31 protein-coding genes are annotated in these 26,854 nt (G+C 42.7%); 17 read left to right on the top strand and 14 right to left on the bottom strand.

From position 1 onward, the window contains the following. Positions 1–4 precede the first annotated feature (4 nt). Both GDA45_03810 and GDA45_03805 read left to right on the top strand, forming a co-directional pair. Positions 5–1,855, top strand: a complete 1,851-nt coding sequence (locus tag GDA45_03810) for an ABC transporter ATP-binding protein/permease (protein ID MBC6414046.1) — start codon at positions 5–7, stop codon at positions 1,853–1,855. Beyond that, entirely contained in the window at positions 1,842–2,471 is a 630-nt protein-coding gene (locus GDA45_03805) for a DNA-3-methyladenine glycosylase 2 family protein (GenBank protein MBC6414045.1), read from the top strand. Before GDA45_03810 ends, GDA45_03805 begins: the two co-directional genes overlap by 14 nt. 18 nt (positions 2,472–2,489) lie before the next feature. On the opposite strand, the gene GDA45_03800 is transcribed toward GDA45_03805, so the two are convergent. Then, entirely contained in the window at positions 2,490–3,998 is a 1,509-nt protein-coding gene (locus GDA45_03800; protein MBC6414044.1) for an FMN-binding glutamate synthase family protein, read from the bottom strand. A 48-nt stretch (positions 3,999–4,046) separates the two neighbouring features. Next, the gene (gene rpiA, locus GDA45_03795; GenBank protein MBC6414043.1) at positions 4,047–4,712 is read right to left on the bottom strand and encodes a ribose-5-phosphate isomerase RpiA; all 666 of its coding nucleotides are present in this window, start codon (positions 4,710–4,712) and stop codon (positions 4,047–4,049) included. A 68-nt stretch (positions 4,713–4,780) separates the two neighbouring features. Between rpiA and ilvA the strand changes: the two genes are divergently transcribed. Continuing rightward, the gene (ilvA, locus tag GDA45_03790) at positions 4,781–6,337 is read left to right on the top strand and encodes a threonine ammonia-lyase, biosynthetic (GenBank protein ID MBC6414042.1); all 1,557 of its coding nucleotides are present in this window, start codon (positions 4,781–4,783) and stop codon (positions 6,335–6,337) included. Here the strand turns inward: ilvA and GDA45_03785 are convergent. Further along, positions 6,334–6,621: a hypothetical protein gene (locus tag GDA45_03785; GenBank protein MBC6414041.1), complete on the bottom strand. Its 288-nt coding sequence runs from the start codon at positions 6,619–6,621 to the stop codon at positions 6,334–6,336. The genes ilvA and GDA45_03785 overlap by 4 nt on opposite strands. Positions 6,622–6,952: 331 nt before the next feature. Between GDA45_03785 and GDA45_03780 the strand changes: the two genes are divergently transcribed. From GDA45_03780 to GDA45_03755, 6 genes are all read left to right on the top strand, one after another. Then, positions 6,953–7,957: a glycosyltransferase family 25 protein gene (locus GDA45_03780; GenBank protein MBC6414040.1), complete on the top strand. Its 1,005-nt coding sequence runs from the start codon at positions 6,953–6,955 to the stop codon at positions 7,955–7,957. Positions 7,958–8,026: 69 nt separating this feature from the next. Then, positions 8,027–8,476 (top strand): DUF2244 domain-containing protein, encoded by a 450-nt coding sequence (locus GDA45_03775; GenBank protein MBC6414039.1) that lies wholly within the window; start codon positions 8,027–8,029, stop codon positions 8,474–8,476. 13 nt (positions 8,477–8,489) lie between these two features. Then, positions 8,490–9,287 carry a cytochrome c oxidase subunit II gene (gene coxB, locus GDA45_03770; GenBank protein ID MBC6414038.1) on the top strand — a complete coding sequence of 266 codons (798 nt, stop codon included), beginning with the start codon at positions 8,490–8,492 and terminating at the stop codon, positions 9,285–9,287. Between the two features lie 35 nt (positions 9,288–9,322). Then, positions 9,323–10,897: a cytochrome c oxidase subunit I gene (gene ctaD / locus GDA45_03765; GenBank protein ID MBC6414037.1), complete on the top strand. Its 1,575-nt coding sequence runs from the start codon at positions 9,323–9,325 to the stop codon at positions 10,895–10,897. Between the two features lie 103 nt (positions 10,898–11,000). Beyond that, on the top strand, positions 11,001–11,567 hold the full coding sequence (locus tag GDA45_03760; GenBank protein ID MBC6414036.1) for a cytochrome c oxidase assembly protein: 567 nt from the start codon (positions 11,001–11,003) through the stop codon (positions 11,565–11,567). Between the two features lie 14 nt (positions 11,568–11,581). Further along, complete coding sequence (locus GDA45_03755; protein ID MBC6414035.1) at positions 11,582–12,451, top strand: cytochrome c oxidase subunit 3; 870 nt, start codon at positions 11,582–11,584, stop codon at positions 12,449–12,451. Positions 12,452–12,476: 25 nt separating this feature from the next. On the opposite strand, the gene GDA45_03750 is transcribed toward GDA45_03755, so the two are convergent. Beyond that, the gene (locus GDA45_03750) at positions 12,477–12,689 is read right to left on the bottom strand and encodes a twin transmembrane helix small protein (protein MBC6414034.1); all 213 of its coding nucleotides are present in this window, start codon (positions 12,687–12,689) and stop codon (positions 12,477–12,479) included. A gap of 49 nt (positions 12,690–12,738) precedes the next feature. Here GDA45_03750 and GDA45_03745 point away from each other — a divergent pair, with 49 nt between their 5' ends. The 4 genes from GDA45_03745 to GDA45_03730 are packed head-to-tail and all read left to right on the top strand — an operon-like array spanning position 12,739 to position 15,947. Continuing rightward, positions 12,739–13,461 (top strand): SURF1 family protein, encoded by a 723-nt coding sequence (locus tag GDA45_03745; protein MBC6414033.1) that lies wholly within the window; start codon positions 12,739–12,741, stop codon positions 13,459–13,461. Beyond that, positions 13,458–14,048, top strand: coding sequence for a hypothetical protein (locus GDA45_03740; protein MBC6414032.1), 591 nt, complete (start codon positions 13,458–13,460; stop codon positions 14,046–14,048). The genes GDA45_03745 and GDA45_03740 overlap by 4 nt, the downstream gene beginning before the upstream one ends. Before the next feature lie 16 nt (positions 14,049–14,064). Beyond that, positions 14,065–15,048, top strand: a complete 984-nt coding sequence (locus GDA45_03735) for a COX15/CtaA family protein (protein ID MBC6414031.1) — start codon at positions 14,065–14,067, stop codon at positions 15,046–15,048. Between the two features lie 26 nt (positions 15,049–15,074). After that, a complete protein-coding gene (locus GDA45_03730; GenBank protein ID MBC6414030.1) occupies positions 15,075–15,947 on the top strand; it encodes a protoheme IX farnesyltransferase in 873 nt (290 codons plus the stop codon). 4 nt (positions 15,948–15,951) lie between these two features. Here the strand turns inward: GDA45_03730 and GDA45_03725 are convergent, their stop codons facing one another. Both GDA45_03725 and gmd read right to left on the bottom strand, forming a co-directional pair. Then, positions 15,952–16,923 (bottom strand): GDP-L-fucose synthase, encoded by a 972-nt coding sequence (locus tag GDA45_03725; protein MBC6414029.1) that lies wholly within the window; start codon positions 16,921–16,923, stop codon positions 15,952–15,954. Between the two features lie 24 nt (positions 16,924–16,947). Further along, complete coding sequence (gene gmd / locus GDA45_03720) at positions 16,948–18,003, bottom strand: GDP-mannose 4,6-dehydratase (GenBank protein ID MBC6414028.1); 1,056 nt, start codon at positions 18,001–18,003, stop codon at positions 16,948–16,950. Positions 18,004–18,441: 438 nt separating this feature from the next. Here gmd and GDA45_03715 point away from each other — a divergent pair, with 438 nt between their 5' ends. Continuing rightward, positions 18,442–18,768 carry a S24 family peptidase gene (locus tag GDA45_03715; GenBank protein ID MBC6414027.1) on the top strand — a complete coding sequence of 109 codons (327 nt, stop codon included), beginning with the start codon at positions 18,442–18,444 and terminating at the stop codon, positions 18,766–18,768. 14 nt (positions 18,769–18,782) lie between these two features. On the opposite strand, the gene GDA45_03710 is transcribed toward GDA45_03715, so the two are convergent. Next, the gene (locus GDA45_03710; GenBank protein MBC6414026.1) at positions 18,783–19,121 is read right to left on the bottom strand and encodes an iron-sulfur cluster assembly accessory protein; all 339 of its coding nucleotides are present in this window, start codon (positions 19,119–19,121) and stop codon (positions 18,783–18,785) included. After that, complete coding sequence (gene gmk / locus GDA45_03705; protein MBC6414025.1) at positions 19,118–19,753, bottom strand: guanylate kinase; 636 nt, start codon at positions 19,751–19,753, stop codon at positions 19,118–19,120. The genes GDA45_03710 and gmk overlap by 4 nt, the downstream gene beginning before the upstream one ends. A gap of 197 nt (positions 19,754–19,950) precedes the next feature. On the opposite strand from gmk, the gene GDA45_03700 reads away from it, so the two are divergent. After that, the gene (locus GDA45_03700) at positions 19,951–20,598 is read left to right on the top strand and encodes an OmpA family protein (GenBank protein ID MBC6414024.1); all 648 of its coding nucleotides are present in this window, start codon (positions 19,951–19,953) and stop codon (positions 20,596–20,598) included. 142 nt (positions 20,599–20,740) lie between these two features. Here the strand turns inward: GDA45_03700 and GDA45_03695 are convergent, their stop codons facing one another. The 3 genes from GDA45_03695 to GDA45_03685 form a co-directional block, all read right to left on the bottom strand. Continuing rightward, positions 20,741–21,244 (bottom strand): hypothetical protein, encoded by a 504-nt coding sequence (locus GDA45_03695; protein ID MBC6414023.1) that lies wholly within the window; start codon positions 21,242–21,244, stop codon positions 20,741–20,743. A 153-nt stretch (positions 21,245–21,397) separates the two neighbouring features. Then, positions 21,398–21,982, bottom strand: coding sequence for a 2OG-Fe(II) oxygenase (locus tag GDA45_03690; GenBank protein ID MBC6414022.1), 585 nt, complete (start codon positions 21,980–21,982; stop codon positions 21,398–21,400). A gap of 29 nt (positions 21,983–22,011) precedes the next feature. After that, positions 22,012–23,055, bottom strand: coding sequence for a hypothetical protein (locus GDA45_03685; GenBank protein MBC6414021.1), 1,044 nt, complete (start codon positions 23,053–23,055; stop codon positions 22,012–22,014). A gap of 99 nt (positions 23,056–23,154) precedes the next feature. Between GDA45_03685 and GDA45_03680 the strand changes: the two genes are divergently transcribed. After that, positions 23,155–23,712, top strand: coding sequence for a hypothetical protein (locus GDA45_03680; GenBank protein MBC6414020.1), 558 nt, complete (start codon positions 23,155–23,157; stop codon positions 23,710–23,712). Between the two features lie 5 nt (positions 23,713–23,717). Further along, positions 23,718–24,464, top strand: a complete 747-nt coding sequence (locus tag GDA45_03675) for a sulfotransferase family 2 domain-containing protein (protein MBC6414019.1) — start codon at positions 23,718–23,720, stop codon at positions 24,462–24,464. A 66-nt stretch (positions 24,465–24,530) separates the two neighbouring features. Here the strand turns inward: GDA45_03675 and GDA45_03670 are convergent, their stop codons facing one another. The 3 genes from GDA45_03670 to GDA45_03660 are packed head-to-tail and all read right to left on the bottom strand — an operon-like array spanning position 24,531 to position 26,677. After that, positions 24,531–24,728 (bottom strand): hypothetical protein, encoded by a 198-nt coding sequence (locus tag GDA45_03670; protein ID MBC6414018.1) that lies wholly within the window; start codon positions 24,726–24,728, stop codon positions 24,531–24,533. A 29-nt stretch (positions 24,729–24,757) separates the two neighbouring features. Beyond that, on the bottom strand, positions 24,758–25,870 hold the full coding sequence (locus GDA45_03665) for an anthranilate phosphoribosyltransferase (protein MBC6414017.1): 1,113 nt from the start codon (positions 25,868–25,870) through the stop codon (positions 24,758–24,760). Between the two features lie 9 nt (positions 25,871–25,879). Next, positions 25,880–26,677, bottom strand: a complete 798-nt coding sequence (locus GDA45_03660; GenBank protein MBC6414016.1) for an inositol monophosphatase — start codon at positions 26,675–26,677, stop codon at positions 25,880–25,882. Positions 26,678–26,854: the final 177 nt, after the last annotated feature.

The raw sequence follows: 26,854 nt of genomic DNA, 5'->3' as shown, positions 1-26,854 counted from the left end.
TCTTATGTTCACCTCTTATGTGCGGCGTATTGTGGCACCTGAAAATAGCCACAACGACTGGTCTAACCTGAGGTGTATCACACCGTATATTTGGCAATATCGCGGTCGTGTCGTGCTTGCTTTAGTCAGCCTAGTGTTCGCCAAATTGGCGGTGATAGGCGTACCGTTGGTGTTAAAGGAAATTGTTGATAGGCTTGATGCATCAGATACGCAGTTGGTGGTGGTACCAATTGCTCTGTTACTCGGTTACGGAGGATTGCGGGCATTAACCAGTTTATTTAACGAGTTGCGAGATATTATCTTTGCGCGAGTGCGTTATCGCGCAATGCGCCAGCTGTCCACTCAAGTGCTACACCACTTACACGAACTGTCGCTACGATTTCATTTGACGCGCGAAACTGGGGCGATATTCAGAGACTTAGAGCGCGGCACACAGAGTATTGCTACGATACTGAATTATATGGTATTCCATATTTTGCCGGTTATCGTTGAATTTGTGCTGGTTGCGATTTACTTGTTTAGCTTGTACGAGCCGTGGTTCGGTGGTGTGGTTTTTACAACGGTCGGCATGTATATAGTATTCACTGTATTATTGACTAATTGGCGCATGCAATTTCGCTATAAGATGAACGAGCTTGACTCACAAGCCAATGGGCTTGCGGTAGACAGCGTCATCAACTATGAAACTGTTAAGTATTTTAATAAAGAGGCATTTGAATGTAGCCGCTACGCTGGCTTATTAAAGGATTGGGAACAGTTTGCAGTGCAAAGCCAAACAACTATGTCTTTGTTGAACTTCGGTCAAGGTCTTATTATCGCAATTGGCGTTAGCATCGTAATGCTATTTGCCGCACACGGTGTGCTAGACAACAATTTGAGTTTGGGTGATTTGATACTGATTAATACTATGATGCTGCAATTATTCATGCCGTTAAGCACACTGGGTATAGTCTATAGAGCGGTCCGTTATGCACTTGCCGATATGGATATGATACTGAAGTTGCTTGGACGTGAACAAGAGATCAAAGATAGCGTAGGGGCTATAGCAGTTTCTGAAAACGCTAAAACCAAAGATATTGTGTTCAATAATATTAGTTTTGCCTACTACCCGCAACGAACGATATTAAAAGATGTGTCTTTTGTCGTGCCAGCCGGAGCTAAAGTCGCAATCGTGGGACCTTCAGGATCTGGGAAATCTACCCTAGTTCGTCTGTTGTTTCGTTTTTACGATGTCACTAGCGGACACATTTTAGTAGGCGGCAGAGATGTACGCGACTATAAACAACAAAGCCTCAGATCTGTCATCGGCATCGTCCCGCAGGACACTGTGTTATTCAATCGTAGCCTCTACACTAATATTGCTTATGGTAGCCCTCACAAAGTAGGTCGAGAAGATGTTGTTGAAATTTCCCGGCAGGTCGGGTTGCATGATTTTATTACCGCCCTGCCACAAGGGTACGATACAGTAGTCGGCGAGCGAGGGCTGAAATTATCTGGCGGTGAGCGGCAAAAAATTGCTATTGCTAGAGCATTGTTAAAGAAACCTATGATACTGGTGTTTGATGAAGCAACTTCTAATCTAGATACTCATTCGGAAAAAGTTATACTCAAGTTATTGGATGAAATCGCACTCGGAATAACAACACTGGTTATTGCACACCGCTTGTCGACGGTGGTGAGTGCCGATAAAATTCTAGTGATGAGCAAAGCCTGCATAGTGGAACGTGGGACCCATCAAGCGTTACTTGACCAGGGTGGTTTATATGCATCGTTATGGCAAACTCAGCAAAAATACAAATCCGATGTAGGTATACCGCTTGAGCTAAAAGAACCTGCCGATAGTGACATCCGATAAATATCCTCAATACTGGCGACAGGCGTGCACGGAATTGTCTGCTCGTGACCCAGTGATGGCAAACCTGATAGCCTGCTTCAGAACTAGTTATTTAAGCGGGGGGCAAGATGCTTTTATAACACTGTGCCGTGCCATTGTCGGTCAACAAATATCAGTGCGGGCAGCGGATAGTATTTGGCTAAAGTTAGAAGCACATTTCGATAACCTGAAACCATCCGCTATCTACAATTGTCATTTTAAAACTTTACGACGGTGCGGATTGTCGGCACAAAAGGCACAATATCTCAAGAACATCGCATATTTCTTTGTCCATAAAAAGATAACCCCTGCATATTGGCATCGCTGTGAACCCGAAGAGTTGCAAAGCACCTTACTTGCTATTAAAGGCGTAGGGCAATGGACATTTGAGATGTTTGCCATTTTCTATATGAAATACCCTGATGTATTGCCGCTCGGAGATCTGGGATTGCTGCATGCAATCTACAAAGAGTACAACTGTGGCAAAAAAATTTCTACTAAGAGACTGTATAAAATTACTAGTCTCTGGCAACCTTGGCGGACGGTCGCAACCTGGTATCTATGGCGCAGTATAGACCCTGACACTGTAGTGTATTAGCCAAGCAAGAGCACTCAATCAAGCGGCAGGATATAGCTCGTTCAACGGAATAGATAAACCGTTCTCTGCTACAACGCGAGCATGAGAGCGGCATAATTGCCGAGGATTTGAAACACCGCAAGAATGGGCAATAACGCCAGTTTCGTAGACCAACCGTTTTGCGTAATTGCATACGCGTATCGCTTTATCCTCCGGCACCAACCCTTTCTGCAACTTATGGTCGTGTGTCGTAATCCCTGTTGGACAGGTGTTTTTATTACATTTCAATGCTTGTATGCAACCTAATGCAAACATAAAGCCACGCGCTGAGGTGACAAAATCAGCACCCACGCACAATGCCCAAGCTACATCAGGCGGTGTAATGAGTTTTCCCGATGCAATTACTTTAATGCGATTGCGCAAATTATATTTTTCAAGCGTATCTACGAGCATTGCCAGACTTTCTCGCAACGGCAAACCCATATCGTCAATCAATGGCATGGGAGCTGCCCCGCTGCCACCATCTGCACTATCAATGGTGATAAAGTCGGGTGCCGATTCAATACCGCGCTCGATAATCTCTTGACATAGTTCAGACAGCCAACCGTAGGCACCTAACACGGCCTTAAATCCAACTGGTTTGGCAGTAATTTCACGCATATGATTGATTACATTGAGCAAGTCCGAATTGCTATTTATATCAGGATGGCGGTTTGGACTAATGGCATCTTTCCCAATCTCTATGCCGCGTATCTCGGCAATCTCCGCAGTCACTTTGCTTGCCGGAAGCAAACCACCTTTACCGGGCTTCGCACCTTGACTCAGTTTAATTTCAAACATTTTGACCTGAGGATGTGACGCAACCTCGGCGAGCTTCTTATCATCTAGTTGACCATCATAAGTTCTGACACCGTTTTTTGCGGTACCAATTTGAAAAACAATGTCAGCTCCTCCCTCTAGATGATAAGGACTTAAACCTCCCTCACCAGTATTCATCCAGCATCCGGCCATTTTCGCACCTTTGGACAGAGCCAATACTGCTGGTTTGGAAATAGCGCCGTAACTCATACCGGAGATATTGACCAGAGCAGAGGTGCTATAAGGATTTAGACAATGCGGTCCGATGGTGATAGAGCTTACCTCGGCAGCATCTGCATCTAGAGTAGGATAGGGACAGTTGACGAACAAAATACTTCCGGCCGGACGTAAATCTTTAGTAGAACCAAACCCCACAGTGGTATCTTGCTGCTTGGCAGCACGATAAACCCAACTTCGTTGAGCTCTATTGAAAGGCAGTTCTTCACGATCTAAAGCAGAGAAATATTGTCTAAAAAACTCACCCCACCTTTCGAATAAATATCTAAACCGTCCTAATACTGGGTAGTTTTTTCTGATAGTATGCTGTGATTGGGTGGCATCAACGATATACATTACGATCACTGCTATTACGAGTGCTATGAATGCTACAAACACAACAGCTCCTAAATAGTAAGCAAAGGATACAATTGCTTGATGAAATTCTGTATCTATAAACGACGTAAACGACATGATTAAAAATTACTCTAATTAATTGCTTGTATAATACTACACTGCTGACTAATTTCCACGATGTATAGTTTGTATACCTTTGCAACCTGCTACGAGCAGTTCGTCAGCCGGTCTCTTGGCGAATAGACCGGATGCTACGACGCCAGTAATCTGATTAATATCACTCTCAAGTTTTAGAGGATTGCTCATATCCAGTGCCGCAACATCCAAAATAATATTGCCGTTGTCGGTCAAAAAGCCTTCTCGCCATTTGGGCACGCCACCTATTTTCACCAGTTCGCGAGCAACGAAACTACGTGCCATCGCAACCACTTCTATTGCTAACGGGAAAGTACCGAAAGGCTGGGCGATTTTAGACTCGTCTACAATGCACACAAAGCGAGTGCTTGCCGCGGCGATGATTTTCTCGCGAGTAAGCGCCCCGCCTCCACCTTTAATCAAATACAAATTTTTATCGGCTTGGTCGGCCCCGTCTATATATATAGGCAAAGTGCCAGCAGCATTTAAATCAATCACTGGTATACCTAATGCCTGTAGTTGTTTCTCAGTGCGCATTGAACTTGCGATTACGCCCTCTATGCGATTAGCTATACCGGCGAGTGCATTGATAAAATAATCTACTGTAGAACCTGTCCCTAAACCGATTAAATCACCAGAGCGGATGTAATTTATGGCCGCTTCGGCAACCATTTTTTTAAGCGTTACCGCAGACATTATCATTTACGAACATACGATTGTTGCATTAAGTTAGATTATACTATTATTCATTACGAATCAGTTTAATGACTAAAGATATTTCCAATAGCAAAGAAAACTATATATTCGACGACTATATAGCGGCGATAGAAAAATGCAAGGTATATGAAGTAGCTTGTGTTAGCGTATTGCAGCCCACTAATTATTTGTCGCACCGCTTTGGGCAACGCATTTTTCTAAAAAGAGAAGATCAACAGTCGGTATTCTCTTTTAAGTTACGTGGTGCATACAATAAAATTGCGCTATTATCCGATAGGCAAAAGCAAGCAGGTATCGTTGCCGCATCGGCAGGTAACCACGCTCAGGGTGTTGCTCTATCAGCTAGGAAATTAGGTGTCAACGCATCTATAGTGATGCCACTCACCACGCCACCAATTAAAGTCAAAGCGGTTGCGTTATTTAACCCTAATATTTTGCGCTACGGAGACACCTACGATGAAGCGTATGGATATGCAGTTGAGTTTGCCAAGCAAAATAATCATATCTTCGTACATCCATACGACGACCCCCAAGTCATCGCTGGGCAAGGTAGCATAGGCAAGGAAATACACGAACAATGCCGACAACCTATAGATGCTGTATTTGTGCCGGTAGGTGGCGGTGGATTGATTGCCGGTGTCGCCGTTTATTTGAAAAAGTTTCGTCCGCAAACAAAAATCATTGGTGTTGAACCTAGCGATGCGCCAACCTTGTATACCGCTTTACAACGCGGTCAGGCGACTACTCTGGATAAAGTGGGTTTATTCTCTGACGGCACTGCAGTTAGACGCGTAGGTGATGAGACTTTTAGGATTGCTAAAGCATTAGTAGATGAAGTTGTATTGGTGAGCACCGACGAGATATGCGCTGCTATCAAAGATAACTTTGATGAAAACCGCACCCTGTTGGAACCGGCTGGTGCACTGTCAATCGCTGGTATGAAGAATTATATAGAGCATCACCGATGCACCGACAATGTCCTGGTTGCTATCATCTCAGGAGCAAATATAAATTTTGATCGCTTAAAACATGTCGTTGAACGTTATGAAATCGGAGCCGGTAGCGAATCCTTGTTATCGGTGACAATACCGGAGCGGCCGGGGAGCTTCGTTGAGTTTTGTCGCACCATAGGTAAACAAAAACTCACTGAGTTTAATTATCGTTATTCCGATAAAGCCGAGGCTCGTGTGTTCGTCGGTTTAGAGTTTGAGAATCCCCAGAGTGACAAACCACAAACCATTGCTGCCTTGCTCGATAAAGGCTACGAAGTCATTGATCTATCTGACAACGAAATGGCAAAATTGCATATTCGGCACATGGTCGGAGGACATCTCAACGATAACCGACGCAACGAGCAACTATGCCGCTTTCAATTTCCCGAGAGACCTGGTGCTTTGTTGGAGTTTTTGGAATATTTTGCAACTCAAGACTTGAACATCAGCCTGTTCCATTACTCCAATCACGGAGCTGAATACGGGCGTATCCTCGCCGGGGTGCAAGTGCCGAAAAATAAAATCGGAGAATTCAAAAAGGCTATGCAACAGTCGCGCTACCAATACCAAGACGAATCGGGTAACCCTGCTTATCAGCTTTTCTTGCGTTAACGCTTAACTAAAGTCGTGCCAGTTACTGCTTTTTTAATGGCATAGATTAGGAAAGCTAATATCATAATAAGTAGGACACCAGAAAAAAAACTGAACGCATAATAATAAACAATAACGCCTATAGCTGCCAATAGCACTACCGTATTCACGCTACCCCAGAAACCTTGTATGACGCTACTTTGTATTTGGTCTATTAAATTATTGAAAAATAAGAATACCATCCAGGCGATTATTATTAATGCGCTACACAACACAAAATAAAACAAATGTCCCAATAACTCCATTCCGTTCTCCTTCAATGATACGATTTCTGTTAAGAGGCTTATCATACCACATCCAGTGTTATGCGGTATTCATTGTTATGCCATAACAATGTCAAACCATGTAGTCTTCCCTTTTTTGATGCCGTCTTGAAAGAGAGTTTTCATGCTCATTTCTCAGTAAATAAAGGTATATTTAGATTCACGAGGCGATTGATAGCTCAGGACACTTGATGCTGGTAGCATCTACAGAGGAAGCTACTTATAATAAAGTTATGATTTTAGCCACAACCCTATAACCGGGAAAGGATCAATTGGCGATCAATATAATCTATTGTAAGGTAAGCAATAAGTAATGCAAAACCCACCTATTTATATTATTAACCTTGCGCGTACTCCGGAGCGAAGGTTATACATGCAAAGACAGCTAGATGCGTTTTCGTTGAAGTATAGTTTCGTTGAGGGGATAGATAAACATGATCTGTGCTCAAAAAAGAATCGTGCACAGATTGCTAAGCAAGTGGATATAGAAGGTTCCTGCCTAGAGACCATATATAAAAAGTGCCGAGATACGGGAACGGTCGCTTGTCTATTAAGCCATCTGAAGGTTTATAATTTAATGATAAAAAACGGTATAGATATAGCCTGCGTATTAGAAGACGACGGCTATGTTTTGCCTACATTTCCGAAGGTTTTAGCCGCAAGTCATAAAGTGCCTTGGGATATATTTATGCTGTCTAGCCACTCTGGTATAGTTAGCCATATATGCAAAGTATTCTTGGCAGAAAAACATAAAGTATTAGGGCCTTTAATAGGTTATTATAAATTAATGCGCTATAAAAGATATTGGCCGCAGTTAAACCCATACACCATAAGTCAGATAGCCTTAAAAGCTCCCAAGCATGTATTTTTGAAATATCTGCAGACTACTAGACAGCGATTATACAAAAGAAACCGACGACCAAGGATAGCGGCGCGAAGCGCTACAACTTTTGCCGTTGAGATAGGTGCATTGCCCACCCACGATAAGTCAACATGGCACAAAATCACCGCCCGCCATTATGCAGCGAAACCGTATATCAGTCAACCAGGCCGCACCCGAATCAACATAATATCGTGCATGGCTTATATGTTAAAGCTCTCGGCAGCCCAAAGTTGGAAACAGGCGGTTATTCGCCTTTCTAAAGAATCGGAGAAGATGTCTAAGTATGCTATTCCTGGTTTTGCGAGCAAAAACTTAGAAATAGATCACATACCTAGATATCTATATTGCCGAGGTGAAGCAGAGCTCTATATTCTTGTTTCTCCCTGTGTTAAGGCAGAACCCAAATATATGACTTATTCGTCTAGGCGTTCCTAAATAAGTAAATAAATCATGGTATAATCAGTGCCTTTATACGAGACAACTGAGTACTGAAATTAGAGTCAAATGGCAAGATTTACTGTTTATCAGACCCCATCGTTGTCGGTGCGCGGGAACCAGATTTTTTTCTTGACAACGCTTTGTATTTCTTTTGCAATTACGTTTGTTTGTGTATGGCATGGATTATGGCTGGTTATTCCTTTTGCTGGCATTGAGATGTTGGCACTTGGACTGGCACTCTATTTTTGTCTGAACAAACTCTCGCGCGTGGAAACGATCACCATCGCCGACAAAAACATTGAAGTGTGTATTCGGCAACGCAATAAGATTGAGCAAAGCCGCCTTTTCCCTAAAGCGTGGTCAAGGGCATTTGTTTGTCCTTCACCTCGAACAAAGCACCGTCAGCAGTTATGGTTGGGGGTGCACCAGTTAAAAATGGAGATCGGCGAACCACTAGACGATAGCGAAAAATACCAGTTAGCTCGTGCAATAAATAAGGCAATACACCAAACCTGAGCAAGGCAAAAAAATGACACAAAAAAAACCGAAAATAGGAATAACCACTTGTTTGGTATTTTTATCACAGAGCGTCTTCGCCGACCTGCAACCTTACAACATGACAACTGGCGTGACCGATATTAGTGCTAAGGTATTCGATCTGCACATGCTAATCTTCTGGATCTGTGTTGTCATTGGGGTCGTCGTATTTGGTGTGATGATCATTTCAATGATTAAACATCGCAAATCAGTCGGTCACAAAGCAGCACAATTCCATGAAAGCACAACTGCCGAAATAGCCTGGACTTTAGTACCACTGGCTATTCTTATCGGCATGGCAATTCCAGCAACTAATGTTTTAATCGAGATGGAGGATACATCGGCCGCCGATTTAACAGTAAAAGTTACCGCATATCAGTGGATGTGGCACTATGAATATTTAGATGAAAAGGTTGATTTTTTTAGCAGGCTCGCTACACCACGAGAGCAAATATACAATGTTCAAGGAAAAGGTGAAAACTATTTGCTTGAAGTAGACAATGAACTGGTGTTGCCGGTAGGTAAAAAAGTCCGATTTTTAATTACATCGAACGATGTTCTACATGCGTGGTGGGTGCCAGATCTAGCGGTGAAAAAGGATGCGATACCCGGCTTTATCAATGAGTCTTGGGCCAAAATAGATAAACCTGGTGTGTATCGTGGTCAATGCGCAGAATTATGCGGGCGCGATCATGGATTTATGCCGATAGTGGTGCGCGCGGTTGATGAAAATGAGTACCAGCAGTGGTTACAATCACATAGCCAACCGCAACAAACAGCCCTACAATAAAGCCGACGAGTTAAATCAAACAGGAGTTTATAGATATGAGTACATTAGCTGCAGACGCGCATCATCAAGAAGGACCTGAATCAGGCATCAAACGTTGGTTGTTTACTACTAACCATAAAGATATAGGAACTTTGTATTTATGGTTTGCAATGATTATGTTCTTTATTGGTGGAGCAATGGCGATGATTATACGCGCCGAGTTGTTCGAGCCCGGTTTACAAATCGTCGACCCGCAATTTTTCAATTCTATGACCACAATGCATGCGCTGATTATGATTTTCGGTGTGGTGATGCCGGCCTTTACTGGCTTGGCAAACTGGCTGATTCCAATGATGGTCGGCGGCACCGACATGGCTTTGCCGCGTTTGAACAATTGGAGCTTTTGGATTTTACCGTTTGCGTTTTCAATGCTGCTTGCAACCCTGTTCGTGCCAGGCGGTGCGCCGGCTGGTGGGTGGACATTGTATCCTCCCCTAACACTGCAAACTGGTGCGGCACTACCGCTAGTGATTTTCGCAATACATCTTATGGGGATGTCCTCGATTATGGGTGCGATTAATGTCATCGCAACCATTCTTAATATGCGCGCGCCAGGTATGACCTTGATGAAGATGCCTTTGTTTGTTTGGACCTGGATGATCACCGCATACCTATTGATTGCGGTGATGCCGGTTCTAGCTGGGGGAGTCACCATGCTATTAACAGATAAGTTCTTCGGCACTAGTTTCTTTAATGCTGCCGGCGGTGGGGATCCGGTGATGTTTCAGCACATATTCTGGTTTTTCGGACATCCTGAGGTTTATATCTTAATTCTGCCATCTTTCGGGGTTATTTCAAGCATTCTGCCGACTTTTGCGAGGAAGCCTCTGTTCGGATATAGTTCAATGGTTTATGCTACGGCATCTATTGCATTTTTGTCGTTTATAGTTTGGGCACATCACATGTTCACGGTCGGGATGCCACTTGCTGGGCAATTGTTTTTTATGCTAGCAACGATGCTGATCGCGATACCGACTGGGGTTAAAATTTTCAACTGGGTTGCAACAATGTGGCGCGGTGCGATGACTTTTGAGACACCCATGTTATTTGCGATAGGCTTTATCGTTATGTTTACCATTGGTGGATTTTCCGGACTGATGTTGGCGATTACTCCGGCAGACTATCAATACCATGATACTTATTTTGTTGTTGCGCATTTCCATTATGTGTTAGTGCCGGGTTCTATCTTTGCGATTATGGCAGCGGTTTATTACTGGTTGCCAAAATGGACTGGCCATATGTATAACGAGACACTTGGAAAATGGCACTTCTGGTTGTCAACTATATTCGTCAACCTGACCTTCTTTCCGATGCACTTTGTCGGGCTTGCCGGCATGCCGCGTCGTATACCCGACTACAACCTACAATTCGCCGATTACAACATGCTAGCGAGTATTGGTGCATTCGGCTTCGGCTTGGCGCAGTTATTATTTTTATATATCGTCTGGGCCACTATACGCTCAGGCAAAAAAGCGACCAACGAAGTATGGGAAGGTGCCGAAGGACTTGAGTGGACACTTGCATCACCTCCTCCTTACCATAGCTTTACGACCCCGCCGGTTATCAAATAGTAATGCTTGTGTCTAAGCAGACGAATATTAAGCTGACTGCGATAACCGTCGCTTTGATAGCTGTAGCCATTTATATTGGATTTTATTTTATAGTTGCATACAGATGATTGAGCAACGGAGAAAAAATAGCGTAATCGGCTTTAAGCTTGCGATGGTCGCAGTAGCCATGTTCGGTTTCGGTTATTTGATGGTACCTTTATACGATGCTTTTTGCGAGTTAACTGGGTTAAATGGCAAGGTTGGCCGCACTGAGGTAGTGGAGATTGAGCCTATTACAGTGGATACTTCTCGTGAGGTCACAATTGAGTTTATCGCCAATAGAAATCTATCGATGAATTGGCGGTTTGAACCACAGACCGCAAAAATCTCAGTACATCCAGGTCAAACCTATACCACTCACTATCGAGTTAAAAACTTAACTACAAATGATATGGTCGGCCAAGCTGTGCCAAGTATTTCGCCGGTTGCAGCAACTGCGCATTTCAAGAAGATAGAATGCTTTTGTTTTGATAAACAAATGCTCCGTGCCGGCGAAACCCAAGATATGGAGGTACGCTTCCTGGTCTCCCCTGACTTGCCCGAACACTTATCAACCATATCGCTGTCCTACACATTCTTCGATGTTAGTGAACAAGCGATGCAACAAAACAATTTGAAAAAGAAGACATAGAAGAGAGGAAATTTATGGTTACACAAACCGCATATTACATCCCACATGGTAGCCATTGGCCGATCATTGGTTCAGTTGCTTTGGCGGCTATTTTCATTGGTGTATCGGCGATGCTCAACGAAGCATCTTTCGGATTGCCGTTGATGGGCTTAGGCTTTGCGATACTTTTAGTGATGCTATTCGGCTGGTTTGGCACAGTGATAAAAGAAAGTGAGACGGGTGCCTATAATAATCAAGTAGATATGTCATTTCGCTGGGGGATGCTATGGTTTATTTTCTCCGAAGTCATGTTCTTCGCAGCATTTTTTGGTGCACTATTCTATGCTCGTATGTTCTCACTGCCATGGCTGGGTGGCGACGCAACAGGGGCGGCGACTAACTTTTATCTATGGCCTTCATTTGAAGCGCTATGGCCGATGACAGCGAACGGGCCATCGACAATTGGTGGTGAGTTTCAGACTATAGGCGCCTGGGGGATTCCGGCACTCAATACTTTGATACTGCTGACTAGCGGCGGCACAGTGACATGGGCGCATCATGGTCTAAGAGCAAACAATCGCAGGGTTTTGATCCTTGGTTTATTCTTAACTGTTGCTTTGGGGTTCATCTTTGTAGTTCTACAGGGATACGAATATATGCACGCTTACAACGACTTAAACTTGACATTAAAATCAGGGATTTACGGATCGACCTTCTTTATGCTCACTGGCTTTCACGGACTACATGTCACACTAGGCGCTATAATATTACTCGTCATTCTGGTCCGTAGCATCTCCGGGCATTTCACCCCACAAAAACACTTTGCCTTTGAGGCTGCGGCCTGGTATTGGCATTTCGTTGATGTGGTATGGTTGGGCTTATTTGTATTTGTTTACTGGGTCTAAGAGGTTATGTGTCAAAGCACAGCTGTCACATAGGCACGAGACCGTGCGGTTGAATCCAACCCATAGCATAACCTACTATCAGCAAGACAAAAGTAATGATCGATAAGGCAACCCTCAGAGTTAGTGCATTGACGGTCTTATTGCTTTGCCCGTTATTTTTTATCATAGTAAAAAGGGCTGAACTCAGACTTGCGATGATTGCCAAGAACAATATTAAAACGATTATCTTTAACCACATAAGCATATAAATATAATAATACCAGCGGTTATATTACACTATATTCGTTATGAACTTAGGGCATTATCGTTTCTCTCCGCCGCTTTTGGCTATTTTAGCAACTGTATTGGTGTCCTCGTTGTTAGCCGGATTGGGGCGTTGGCAACTTGAGCGCATGTACCAAAAGAGGCAAATTTTAGAACAATACCAGCAAAGACAAGTAGCAGAACCGAGCAGTGGGTTACCATCGGTTGATGATGATTTAGAAAAATGGCGTTATCGTCGTGTCCGACTAAACGGGCGATTGTTGTCGGATCGGCAGTTTTTGTTGGATAACCAAGTGTTGGACGGGCGCGTCGGTTTCAATGTGTTGACGCCAATGGAATTGGACGACGGTCGTACGGTATTGATTGATCGCGGTTGGGTAGCAATGGGTGCGGTACGCAAGGATATACCCGATGTCCGCGTGACTACAGAGATCAACAACATCGTTGGTACAATCTACATACCGTTCGGCAAACCGTTTGCGCTTTCTGGTGCCACAGTCGGTGAAGTCGGTTGGCCGCGCATTGTCCAGTATCTAGACTTTATTGCCTTAGGTGATTTGTTAGGATCCTCGCTTATGCCTATGGTAGTGCGTATGTCTCCGCAGCAAAGCGGAGGCTATCAAAGAAAGTGGCAGATTATCCCGATGTCTGCTGACAAACATCTAGCGTATGCGGTTCAATGGTTTGCGCTCGCTGCAATGCCAATTATTTTGCTACTAGCACTGAACTTAAAGCGAAGAAGATGAAAGAGCAACAGCTATCTCGTTTGAAGTTAATTGGTGTGTTCTTTGCTTATGCGGGGCCTTTGCTAATTGCCTGCGTGCTCTATTTCGGGCAGCACTGGTTTGAATTTAAGTCGACCGCACGAGGAGATTTAGTGCCATCTGGGCAAGTGCTCGCTGCTACTGATTTTCGCCCGATTAAAACTGCTCAAGGGGACCATATAAATAGCACACCACTGTTGCTTGATGGCCGGTGGCTGTTATTTTTTAACGGGACTGCAGCCTGTGATCTGTACTGTCAAGCTAACTTGTTTAAGATACGGCAAGCTAGATTAGTTTTAGGGCGTGATGCGGCACGGGTGCACACCTTGTATTTAACTCCTGAGGCTACACTCTCTCCTCAATTAAGCGATTTATTGATTAAATATCCGGCATTTTCTGTCTATCAAATAAATGAAGCACTGCACTCATCCAGGTCAGCGTTAAAGCAAAATAAAATCTATATTGCAGACCCGAAAGGTAATTTGGTTCTGAACTATGCTGCGGATGTTTACTCGCGAGACATCATCAAGGACTTCAAGCGATTATTGAGGGCATCTAAAATTGGCTAATCAAGAGCGTTATTTCCTGAACGGTATAGGAATCGCCGCAATAGTGACTTTGCTGGTCATTGTGCTGGGCGCGTATGTACGTCTCACTGATGCCGGATTAGGGTGCCCTGATTGGCCTGGATGCTACGGACACTTGTGGGGCGTCCCTGAAGGACAGACCGAAATAGAAAAAGCACAGCAAATATACCCCGGTTGGCAGGTGGCAATAGATAAAGCATGGAATGAGATGGTGCACCGATATTTTGCCGGAGGCTTAGGTTTGATTATTTTGCTTTTAACAATTTTTGCGTTGATTGCACGCCTGCGTCACCGAAAAACTATGTTGGTCCTGCTGGGGCTGGTTGTTTTTCAAGCTGTGTTAGGTATGTGGACGGTTACTATGTTGTTACAGCCAGTCGTTGTTGTTGCTCATTTATTAGGCGGTTTTACGATACTTGCGCTGTTGTGGTGGCTATATTTAGCGCGCTGGTTCAATAGCGATACCGTGGTATCTGTACCATCGCCGTTTTATAAAACGACGGTTGTTGCGCTGATTTTACTGGTCATACAAATAACGCTTGGTGGCTGGACGAGTTCTAATTATGCAGCATTAGCCTGTATAGATTTTCCGCAATGTCAAGGGCAATGGTGGCCTGAGGCCAACTATAAAGAGGCGTTTCAGTTTTCCGGTGATGATCGCAATTATGAATACGGAGTGTTGGACAGCCCGCAACGCACTGCGATTCATTTTTCACATCGTTTGGGGGCATTGATTGTGACCGCTTTCTTTGTAGTCTTTTTAACGAAGTTATTTATTCATGGTTCACCTTTAATCAGACGAGTGGCATTGGGCATTAGCATATTGTTGGTTGGTCAAATCGCTTTGGGGATTTCAAATATTTTATTTTCATTACCGATAGTAGTTGCAGTTTCGCACAATGCAGTTGCCATACTATTGGTGCTATCATTATTGCTACTATTGCGCGTGTCACGATCACAATCACTGAGTCAGAGACAGTGATTTACTCTGCGCAACCAACGAATATTATGCTCGGCCGCGCTAAATATTACTTTGAGGTTTGTAAGCCTAGGGTCGTCGTGCTGATGCTGTTTACTGCACTGGTGGGTATGCTAATGGCTGCTCCGCTAACACTGTCTTTTAGTACGATGATTGCAGCAATGACAGGGATTGCATTAGTTTCGGCTGCCGCTGCTGCTATAAACCATGCTACAGATCGCAAAATAGATGCGTTAATGCAGCGCACCAAAGACCGTCCACTACCTAGCGGTGCATTGTCTACTCGCGAAGTACTTATTTTTGCTATCACAATAGGAATTATTGGCACTGTGATACTAATGTTTTGGGTTAATATGCTTACTGCTGTTTTAACCTTGCTATCACTAGTCGGCTATGCCGTCGTCTATACGCGCTTCTTAAAGTACGCCACTCCTCAGAATATAGTAATCGGCGGTGCTGCCGGTGCCACGCCGCCGATGCTGGGTTGGGTAGCTGCTACTGGACAGTTGGATTTTGGAGCATTTTTATTATTTTTAATTATTTTTGTTTGGACGCCGCCACACTTCTGGGCACTTGCAATGTATAGAAAAGAAGAATATGCCGCTGCTGGTGTGCCGATGTTGCCGGTCACTCACGGTGAAGACTTTACGCGTTTGCAGATATTACTATATATCGTTTTGCTCACACTGGTGACCATGCTCCCGTATGCAACTGCGCTATCCGGTTCGATTTATTTATTCTCGGCGATATTGCTTAATGCGGTCTTCATATACTACGGTATTATTTTACGGTACAGACGCGGACCTAAATACGCAATGGAGACCTTCGGCTTTTCCGTTGTTTATTTGATGCTACTGTTTGCTGCGCTACTTGTTGATCGTTATATATCTCTATTAATCTAAAGTTTTATTTACCGCGAAATTTGTCCTGGTTGTCGAGGAACCACTGGTAGAATGACGGCAGACCGTCGGCTAAACTTATACTGTGTCGCCAGCCGAGGCTATGTATTAACGAGACATCCATTAATTTTCGTGGTGTGCCATCTGGCTTGGATGTATCAAAGGCAATCTCTCCATCGAAGCCGACGATTTTCCCAATCAGCTTAGCGCAGTCGGCAATTGTGATCTCCTCTCCAGACCCGACATTGACATGCGACTGCTGTGCTGTAATCTTTTTTTGATAGACAGCTTTTTCTAGCTGCATAATATACAGACAAGCTGACGCCAAATCGTCTACATGAAGGAACTCACGCTTGACCTTACCCGTGCCCCAAATCTCAATTTTGCTCTTTCGCTCTTCTTTAGCCTCGTGGAAACGACGTACCAAAGCCGCTAAGACATGACTATTTTTTAAGTGAAAGTTATCGCCTGGTCCGTATAAATTAGGCGGCATCAGTGACCGGTAATCAGTACCATATTGACGGTTATACGATTCGCATAATTTGATACCGGCAATTTTCGCTACCGCATACGGTTCATTGGTAGCCTCTAAATATCCAGACAGCAACGCCGCTTCTCGCATAGGTTGTTCGCTTTTGTGTGGATAGATGCATGAACTTCCGAGAAACACAAGGTTTTCTACACCGCAACGCCACGCTTCATGAATTATATTCAGCTCGATCATCAGATTTTGATATATAAACTCAGCGGGGAAAGTGTTATTCGCATAAATGCCACCGACTCTCGCAGCTGCGACGATCACACAGTCAATTTTATTTGACTTAAAAAACTGGCGCACCGCATGCGTATCACATAAGTCTAATTGTTTGTGAGATGCTGTTATAGGTTGGTCGTAACCGTGTGTGTTCAGAGCCCTTACGATGGCTGATCCGACCATACCAGTATGCCCAGCAACATAAATAGTACTATTTTTATCAATCACAATCGGCAAAGATTAAAACATTTATTGAACTAGCTTTTCAAATTCTGCAAGTCTGATATCTTCTGCGATCATCTCATCGACGAGTTCATCAAAAGTAATTTTTGGCTGCCAACCCAACTCTGTGTGAGCAAGCGAAGCATCTCCTTTCAAAGCTGGCAGTTCAAAGGGGCGAAAGTAGCGTGGGTCTACTTTGATAACCATCTTCCCAGTTTTGCTATCAATACCCTGTTCGTCAATGCCGCTACCGTGCCACTCTATCGACATATCTAGACGTTGTGCGGCGGCCTCAGTGAACTCGCGGACCGACCGTTGTTCGCCCAGCGCAATTACATAATCTTTAGGTTTTTCTTGCTGTAGTATGAGCCATTGTGCTTCCACATAGTCGCTGGCGTGTCCCCAGTCGCGCAACGCATTGAGGTTGCCTAACGCGATATGATTTTGCAGACCACACTTAATTCGGGCAAGTCCGCGCGTTATTTTTCGAGTAACGAAAGTTTCTCCACGCTTCTTTGATTCGTGATTGAATAGAATGCCGTTGGCTGCATAAATACCGTAGGCTTCTCGATAAATCACCGTAATCCAATAGGCATATAACTTGGCTGCAGCGTATGGAGAGCAGGGGTGAAACGGAGTATCCTCGTTTTGCGGGCTTTGTGTAGTTCTACCGTACATCTCGGAAGTTGATGCTTGGTAGTAGCGTATTGAGTTATCGCTACTTAAAGTACGAATCGCTTCCAGCATACGAAGCGGCCCCAAAGCATCTGAGTTTGCAGTGTATTCAGGTTCTTCAAAAGAGACTTGGACATGCGACTGTGCAGCAATATTGTAAATCTCATCAGGTTGCGCTTTTTGTATGATATGAATCAAGCTACTAGCATCAGTCATATCGCCATGGTGCATGTGAAATCCATGACCATGCTCGTGAAACTTATTGTATAAGTGATCTACGCGTTGCGTATTGAATAAGGACGAGCGTCGTTTAATTCCGTGTACAGTATAGCCTTTCTCTAATAAAAGATCGGCAAGATAAGCACCATCTTGTCCTGTAATACCAGTTATTAAGGCACATTTACTCATTAGCTATATTATTTGGATTAGAAATAAAAAATGGGATTATAGCACAGGTATATTTAGGTTTGGCTTCTTTAGTGTAAGCTAAACGCCTCACATATGCAGAGCATGGAAAGTCAGAGGTGACATACTGATGTACCCATGAACTAAAAGATTCAATACTTCAATTGGTACACCCCTGGCATTATTGATTATAGAGTTTGAAAGGTAGCTTAGGACTTATGAGATCTTGTGTTTACTTGTTTAAGTTCTGTATACAAGATTTCCTAGTCTGTGCCTATGATGATATATCATCTACTCTATGACAACTATGCAGGATTCAACCATCGGATTATAGTGTCAGATACCTGTCGTGGCATCGTACACAATATTTGGAAATTAAGTATATAATAGATCACTTGATTTTTGCTATTAGTTCCTAAAATTGACTGGAAACTGAAAAATATGGATGACTTACTCGTTGACTCAGGTTGCAACGAAAACGAATCGTTTGCTTTGCGCGTACTAGGAGATAGTATGTCACCGGAGTTTCCTGACGGTTCAATCATCATCATAGACCCCTCTAACGATGCCAAGGACGGTGACTATATTATTGCCGAAGTGGATGGTGAGTTTATTTTCAGACAATTGCGTATAGAGGAAAAAAGATATTTAATCAAAGCATTAAACCCCGGTTATCCAGACATTGATATAACCGATATGAAAAATATTAAAGGTATAATCTCGCAACGCGCAGGTACCCGGCGCAAACACAGAAAACATTATTGCTAATTAGCTGATCTACCCTAGGTCGTATCAGTGGGTGGTATGTACGAAGGATCGTTAGGGTTTAAGAATATAAATTTGTATTGTTCTTTTTCCAGTTCTACATAATCTATGGTCATGCCTCTAAGCATACCAAGCATGGCACTATTGACAACTATATTGATATTATTACTCTGCAATTTGAGATCATCTTCATAGTTTTGGTCATCTAAACCCATTGCATAATGAAAGCTACCATCCGTATTGCGCATTATCGCCAATCTCAAGCTCATTGCTTTCATTTCTTGCGGTTTTAGCGATTGCTGTATTTGATGAGCCGCGGCATCAGTAATTTTTATCGTACTATCGTCTCTGCTCATAGATTTAATGCTCTAACTGTTTTATCAAGTAATTTCTCGGCTTTTTCTAGCACACTTTGTTCCCCTCTCTTTGCTAGAATACTAATTAACTCGGCACTCGCACGTTCAAAATCGTCGTTTATGACCGTGTAATTATATTCATTGTAATGTTTTGCCTCAAATCTCGCTTGCTTCATGCGAGAAGCGATTACTGCTCTAGAGTCCTGGGCACGTCTATGTAACCGTTCCTGTAACACCTCCAGTGAGGGTGGTAAAATAAAAATAGAAAAAGTGTCAGGGTAATAATTCCTTATCTGTCTAGCACCCTGCCAATCTATTTCCATTATAATGTCGTGTCCTTTTGCTAATTCGTGTTCTATCAATAACCTAGATGTGCCATAGTATGCGCCGAATACCATCGCATATTCCAAAAATTCGCCGTCCTCAATCATTGATTGAAAGGTACTTTCATCAACAAAAAAATAATCGCGCCCATCTCTTTCTCTAGGTCTGGGGAGGCGAGTAGTATGTGAGACTGACAACTTGAGGTTTTTTAATTCCGCTAAAGCTCTTTTAATCAGACTAGTTTTGCCGCTACCAGATGGTGCAGATACTATAAAAAGGCGATTATCGGTAGGAATTTGCAGTTTCATCAGTGCTAATCGTGTTATTGATTATAGCATGCTACCAGCACCTACCGTGCTATACGGTAAGGAATAGCTAGTCATCATATAACTTTCTACGGCATCGATTTAATTATTCAGTGCCCGTGTTATACTACTACTTATAACTATTTTAGAATAGTTTCATATAATGGATAAAAATACAATCTATTAAGGAAGGAATTAGCATGAAAATGAAGTTATTTTTGATCGGGTTGTCGACACTATTTGCCATGTCTGGATGTGCTAGTATGTCTAATACTTGGGATTGGTTCTTTGATGATGATGACGAGGTAGTTGAAATTAGTGCCGAAGAAGAAATAATGGAGGAGGAGTTTGACGAAGAGTTCGATATAGAATTTGATGAAGAGTTTAACGATGAGTTTGATGAAGAGTTTAGCGACGAGTTTGATGAAGAGTTTAGCGACGAGTTTGATGAAGAGTTTAGCGACGAGTTTGATGAAGAATACGGTGATGAACCGAGGCGAAGGCAGGTAACTGGGGCATCTTTGCCTCGTGCAATTGTTTACTTTGATTATAAAAGCACCGTAGTACCGGCAACAAGTATTAACTTATTGCAACTGCACTCTCAGTATCTTATCAACAATGGAGGCAGTGTAACTTTGGTGGGACATTCTGATGCAGTGGCATCTGCGCGTTATAACAAAGAACTAGCTTTGAAAAGAGCACAAGCCGTTGCCGAGATATTGGTGCAGATGGGTGTATCACCTTCTGCTATAAGGGTCGATAGTCGTGGTAAGGAAGAATTGGCCGTGGAAGGCAATAGCCCTTACGCAAATGCTATGAACAGAAGAGTGGAACTTCGCTACGAATAAAGCCTTCAATAAAGCGACAGCGACTTTAGCATAGCGCTAGACGATCTATAGGTACTTAATAAAAAAAATGCTGGTTAAGTGAACACTTAACCAGCATATGGTTCCGAAAAAATCTATATCAATGATTTTTCACGGATTGAGTTTACATCTTCTCGCCGCACTTACCCTCGCCGCACTTACCCTCGCCACACTTACCTTCCATCATCATGTCCTTCTTCATTTCTCCGCACTTACCCTCGCCACACTTACCTTCCATCATCATGTCCTTATGCATTTCTCCACACTTACCTTCCATACCTTTACTATGCATTTCCTCACCGCACATACCTTCCATGCTTTTGTGCATTTCCTCACCGCACTTAGCTTCCATACTTCTGTGCATAGCCTCACCACATTTACCGTCCATATCTTTATGCATCATTGAACCACACATGCCTTCTCTCATCATGCCTTTCTTCATTTCTCCGCACTTGCCTTCGCCACATTTACCGTCCATATGAGAACCGGCTATCATGTAATCTGAGGGCAGTTCCTGAATTGAAAAGATATCGCCTTCGGCAGATACAGCACCTGCCATGGTCAAACTACCTGCCAAGGTAGCGGTTACTAGCCTCATTGATTTTTTCAATTTAAAGTTCCTATTCATAATACTTGCCTCCTAAAAATTGTGGTGTATTAAAAAGCGACATTCTACCACTTTTTGAAAAACAATGTAAGAACCTGTACGATGCATGGTTTGACATAGACCGGAGAGACTAATCTTTACGGTATTTTCAAAAAGAATTTCCACACTTGATTGTTAAGCAAATACCACCCAGGTGGTGGCAATATATTTAACTCCTTTCTCTAGAGTTACACCCCTATGTTCGTGAGTCCAAAAGGGTGGAAATAATAATAATTTTCCTTGCTCGGGTTTGATGCGAACTTGTTGGATAAGAAATTCGGTTTCTCCGCCTGGCCCTGGCACATCGTTTAAGTACCAAATAGCAACCAATTGGCGATGGCTGAACTCGTGGCTTCCTCCGTCTATATGCCAATGGTAGTATTCATTACTGCGAGTACGCTGCATACCGTAACCCATATCCTTAAATTTACCGGAAAAATAAGGAAATACTGCTCTAAATTCCTGCATAGCAGAGGCAAGCGAACTAAATAAAGCCTTATCTATATCTTTCCACTTTTGTTTTCCGCTAATTAATAAGTCAGTTGAACGTTTAATCGCTAAATTTTCCACTGCCATCTGTCCAGCACGACCGATGAATTGTTCCTCCACACTCTCTTCAAAACGATTAATCATTTCTCTGCACAGTGTTGCCGAGAGAGCACTGTTTTTTTCAAAAATAAACGAGTGCGGTTTAACTTCCGATATAGACTGAAATGGCATTCTGATTTTGTTTATCACTGCATCAGGTATTAAAAGGCATATCGAGCTATCAGTGCTTCGTTATTTTGCTTATCCTCACATTCACCATTTCTAATCAACTCCGACAAGTCGCAGGCTTTTCTTTGCCAGTGTTGTTCGGCAGCCGGCAATAGCGATTCTAAAGCTACAAAATCTTTATGTTTCGTCCAATCCTGATAGGCTCTGACCAGCTTGGGAAATAATGCTTTGCGCATGGTACTCAGGTTTGCTATGTAAAAATGTATTGATGCTGATTTGCGCTGTGAGACTAGAGCCGGCAACAAAGCAATGCTATCGGCCAAGTTGTCTTTTATGGAACGAATTAATAACTCTATTTTTGTAGCGCCGGTGCGGTGTAATATTTGGCTCCAATCATCGGGCAGATACTTATGTGCCTCGATTTCTCCTATTTCGTGTAAAAGAATTGTCTCCACTTCAGTTTCAGTCATTCGCTGCAAAGAGCCTTCTATGTCGTTATCAAAATCATAATAAGAAAGTGCTATCGCCATCGCATTACGAGGACGGTTCCAATACCATTCATTGAGTTTTTCCCAGATCATTCTTTTTAACGACTCTTTTCTGATAAATATAGTCTTTGCTAGGTACATGCCTGGTGGCGCAGTTAAATCTCTTGCGTATTCCTTTGCCGATACTAATACTCGATAATTTTTATAGATACTTTGCGACTCGTATTCTGCGATAAAAAAATGTGGCACGCATTTTGCCCCTATGCCACCTGAATAAACATAACCATAAGACAGTAATTCATCATTGATGGTATCTGTATCAAAAGGATCAAAAGCCTTTTCGTTAATACATAACGGTTGAAAATCTTCGCATCTTATAGAATCCCAGTCGCGCTCCCGATGACAAAGCCAAGCACCTAGCTCAGCCTGGTCTAAAGGTACTCCAAACCCGTAACCTTTCTCCCAGCGAAAGTATTCGCGCATCTTAAGAAGGTAAACACACATTGAATAGTTGCCTGCATGACGAGCATCAGATATATTGCAATTATGCTGCACTGTAGTCTTTAGATCTTTAATAGAATATTTCATTACAGCAAAAATTAAAAAAGTTTATAATGTTTTATACCCAAAAAACTAGATATATATTCATTATACAAGCATAGATTAAGGTTTGATGACTCCGATACAATGGTTCGATTAAAAACTCGCTGGAATTTAGAAAAAGGTGCTAGAACTCACAGTGAAACTGCAAGTGTTATCAGCACCAATATATGGCGTATCATTACACAATCGTTGTTAGATATGGAAAACCAAGGTTTCTCTAGTGAGAGCAATGCACAGCGACTCGACATACTTGTGGAATTTGCAGCGTATGCCATTCATTTACTAGATAGATACATATATAATTCAACACTTATGCAGGAAAGGCAGAAGATCGTATTCGCAACAGCACGCCATTTAGCAGAGATTATCAGAGATAATCGCCATGATGCAAAAGACGGGATAAACGGAAGAGAGTCTTTCCCGATATTATTAAATCGGCGAAGTGATGAATATTCTGAATGCCATTATGACGGGGAACCAGGTTTTAATATGCGGCGTATACTAGGAGAATATGCAGGCAAAATAATCCGTTGCGAAAATCGCAAGTGGGCGGTAACATACATACTTGATATAGAATCATACAATATACACGATAATCTCATTAAAGTATTGGATAATTTCTTAACGCAACCAGAATCATAATCAGCATGGGTACACCGGCAAATAAATTACTATCCAAGTTTAAGCCTACGGCTAAATATAGATCTCCCACTGAGAAAGCGAAAATAGTGCATTACTCTGATAGATATAAAGTGATGTACTATTCTATTCCTAAGGTCGCTTGTACGACTATTAAAACCTGCCTTGCAAAATTAGAAAACATAGACATCAAAGGCTTAGGTGTGCACACAAAAAATAACGCGATGAAGCGCCTGACCATGAAAGAATCAAATATTGAGCAATATAAGGATTATTATCGATTTTCATTTGTCAGAGATCCGTGGGATAGGTTATTTTCCTGTTATAAAAATAAAATTTATGACCCACCAAGATTTTTTTCTAAAAGCAACTCGTACTATAACGAAAAAGGAGAGTTTAAGGATTTTATAAAACGCTACGGCGATCTAAATTTTAAGGATATGCAATTTGAAGATTTTGTCGATTTCGTAGTGCAGGTACCTGATCATCTATGTGACCCACACTTTTTACCCCAACATTATTACTTGGAAATGGAAAGAATCAATTTTCTAGGGCAGTTTGAAAATTTCCAGTCGGACATGTTCAAGGTTCTAAAAAGAATCTCCGTGGATTTAGACCTATCTGATATTATTTCGGAGAAAAAACAAAGCAGTAGTCCCGGCAGTTATAAAGATGCATATAAGGACAGAACGCGCGCGCTGGTAGCTGAAAAATATGCGAAAGACATAGAACTATTTAATTACACCTGGGATTAATGCAAAGATATAAGGATATCCTTGCCTGTCAAGCGATTTGTTAAAAATCAATATTGGTGATTCGAGTTAAGACTTTGCCCAGGCCGAAATGTTCTCTAAAGATTTTTCTGAACCGTCCTTATAACCAGCTGTATAGGCATCGCTTGCGCGTTGCTCTTCGCGCTCAGGATGTCCTAAATAACCACCTTGCCAGCCGATAATATAATCGGGTTGCACACCCGCCTGTTCCATCTTAGTTGTAGCTTCTCTATAAAACTTATCCATAAGTTTCTCCTTTTAGTATTACATCAATATTAATTCACTGCTGCCTTAAAACGGGCGTACGCTTCTCCGCTACTAATTTTTTTAGCAACTGTCTTTGCTGCTTCAGGCAGAGATAATTGTTTGCGTAAGTGAGACAATATAATAGCACCTCCGTAGATTAGGCTGTCAAGTGCCACACCCTTTTCTCCTTGCAGAGCTCTAATGCCGATATCCGCAGTAACCTCAGCCATGCTTTCAACATCGTGGGCAGGCCCGATGGCATCGCTTTTCACTGATGCTGCAGGTAAATCGTCCGGCACTGGCACCGCTCTCACGGCCTGTTTTAACCCGCAACTATCGGGATCTAGTTCACGCATTTGTGTTTCACTGTTGCCGTGGTATTCAAATAAACGCGATGCCTGCTTCAAAGAGGGAATTATGCCACCTTCGTTGCCTTTTACAACTGCTGCCGAGTCAAAAGATAAAAAGCGCGCTAGATCTAGGTAAATAGGTGGGTACGCTTTATGCACATATCCTGTTACATAGTGAGTATTCTTTTTACCTCTGATTGGGCTTGCTAAAACCTCCACTGTCGTTAGTATAGGACGTTTCACTATCCTGCTGCGTAATGACTCAAGTTTGTGCAACGCCGGACAAAATCGGCTTTGATCGACATAAGCCCAACCGACATCGCCTAATAATCCGGCAGCTTCCTCAGTCGTCTTTCCAGTATCACAACCGGCAGCTCTTAAAACCTTGGCGTATGTCAAGCCATATTTAGGGCCTAGCTGTTCTATGCCATGCGAAAATGTAGGAATTCCGCACGCTGCTAGTACCGTAGCTAAGAAAGGAGACATGGGAAGATGACGCAAGAAGCCGTCGTACGGGTCAGCGATGTCCAAAACCGTGTCAACGGGAGCTGTTACTATATCCATTGTTTCGCGTATAGCTTCCAAAGTGCCTCTGTTTTCATCTTCGGTTTCACGTTTCATCCTCAATGCGATTAAAAACACACCAGCTTGCACCGGGTCTACTGAACTATCTAGTATCTTCCGCATTGCTTCGCGTGCTTCTTTAAAACTCAAGTCCTTGCTATATTCCGGACCTGTAGCTACTTTTTGTATGCAGTGTCTTAGGGTTAAATCTGTATCGTGTTCCTTCATCTGCTTCTCTTATATAGTCTCATTACTTTTTAGTGAACTAATTTTCGCTAAAATAGTCTTAAATAGTTTAGCGTTAGCAGCTACTACATTCCCAGAACTTAAATGCTTCAAGCCACCGTTACTTTCTGCAACCAAGCCACCAGCTTCTCTAATGATAATTTCACCGGCCGCTATATCCCACGGCGCTAAACCAAACTCCCAAAAGCCGTCAAAACGTCCGCATGCAACATAAGCCAGATCCAATGCAGCCGCACCTTTGCGACGTATATGTACTTTCTCTTTCAGCAAAGAACTCAGTACTTTAACATCGTGCTTTATATTTTGATCCAATCTAAAGGGAAGCCCGGTTCCTAACATCGCTCCCGCCAGGTGCGTCTGTTCCGAGACTCTTATTTTACGCTGATTTAAGGTTGCTCCTTCTCCTTTTTCGGCTAAGAATAATTCATTCTTGAAAGGGTCATATATTACACCTAAAATCACAAATTCTTTGTGCTTTAGTGCAATAGACACTGCGCAGTGAGGAATTCCTCTGATAAAATTGGCGGTACCGTCTAAAGGATCTATTACCCACTGCCATTCGCGGTCATTTTCCAATAAACCGCTTTCCTCAGCTACAATTGAATGTTGCGGATAGGCCTTTTGTATAATCCTTATAATTTCTTGCTCGCAAGCAAGATCTACGCTGCTGACAGGGTTGTTTACTGCTTTATGTTTGATATTAATTTTACTTAAAAAATTGGCACTCTGGGCAATAATGCTACCGGCGGCAAGTGCTGCTCTTTTGGCAATATTGAGTTTTGAAGACATACAAACGGAATATAAGTTTATGAGACGGTATTATATACTTAAGTACCCACTAAATTAAAGATCGTGTACGATGCCAGGACAGGTATATTTAGATTCGGCTGATTTTATTGTAAGCTAAACGCTTGGGCATATGCAATGCCTGGGAAGCCAGAGGTGACACACTGATGCCAGATATGA

The organism is Chromatiales bacterium, assembly GCA_014323925.1.
In the GTDB taxonomy this organism is placed as follows: domain Bacteria; phylum Pseudomonadota; class Gammaproteobacteria; order Poriferisulfidales; family Oxydemutatoraceae; genus SP5GCR1.
The sequence above is the reverse complement of the archived record's forward strand: the minus strand, read 5'-3'. Positions and strand labels throughout refer to the sequence as shown.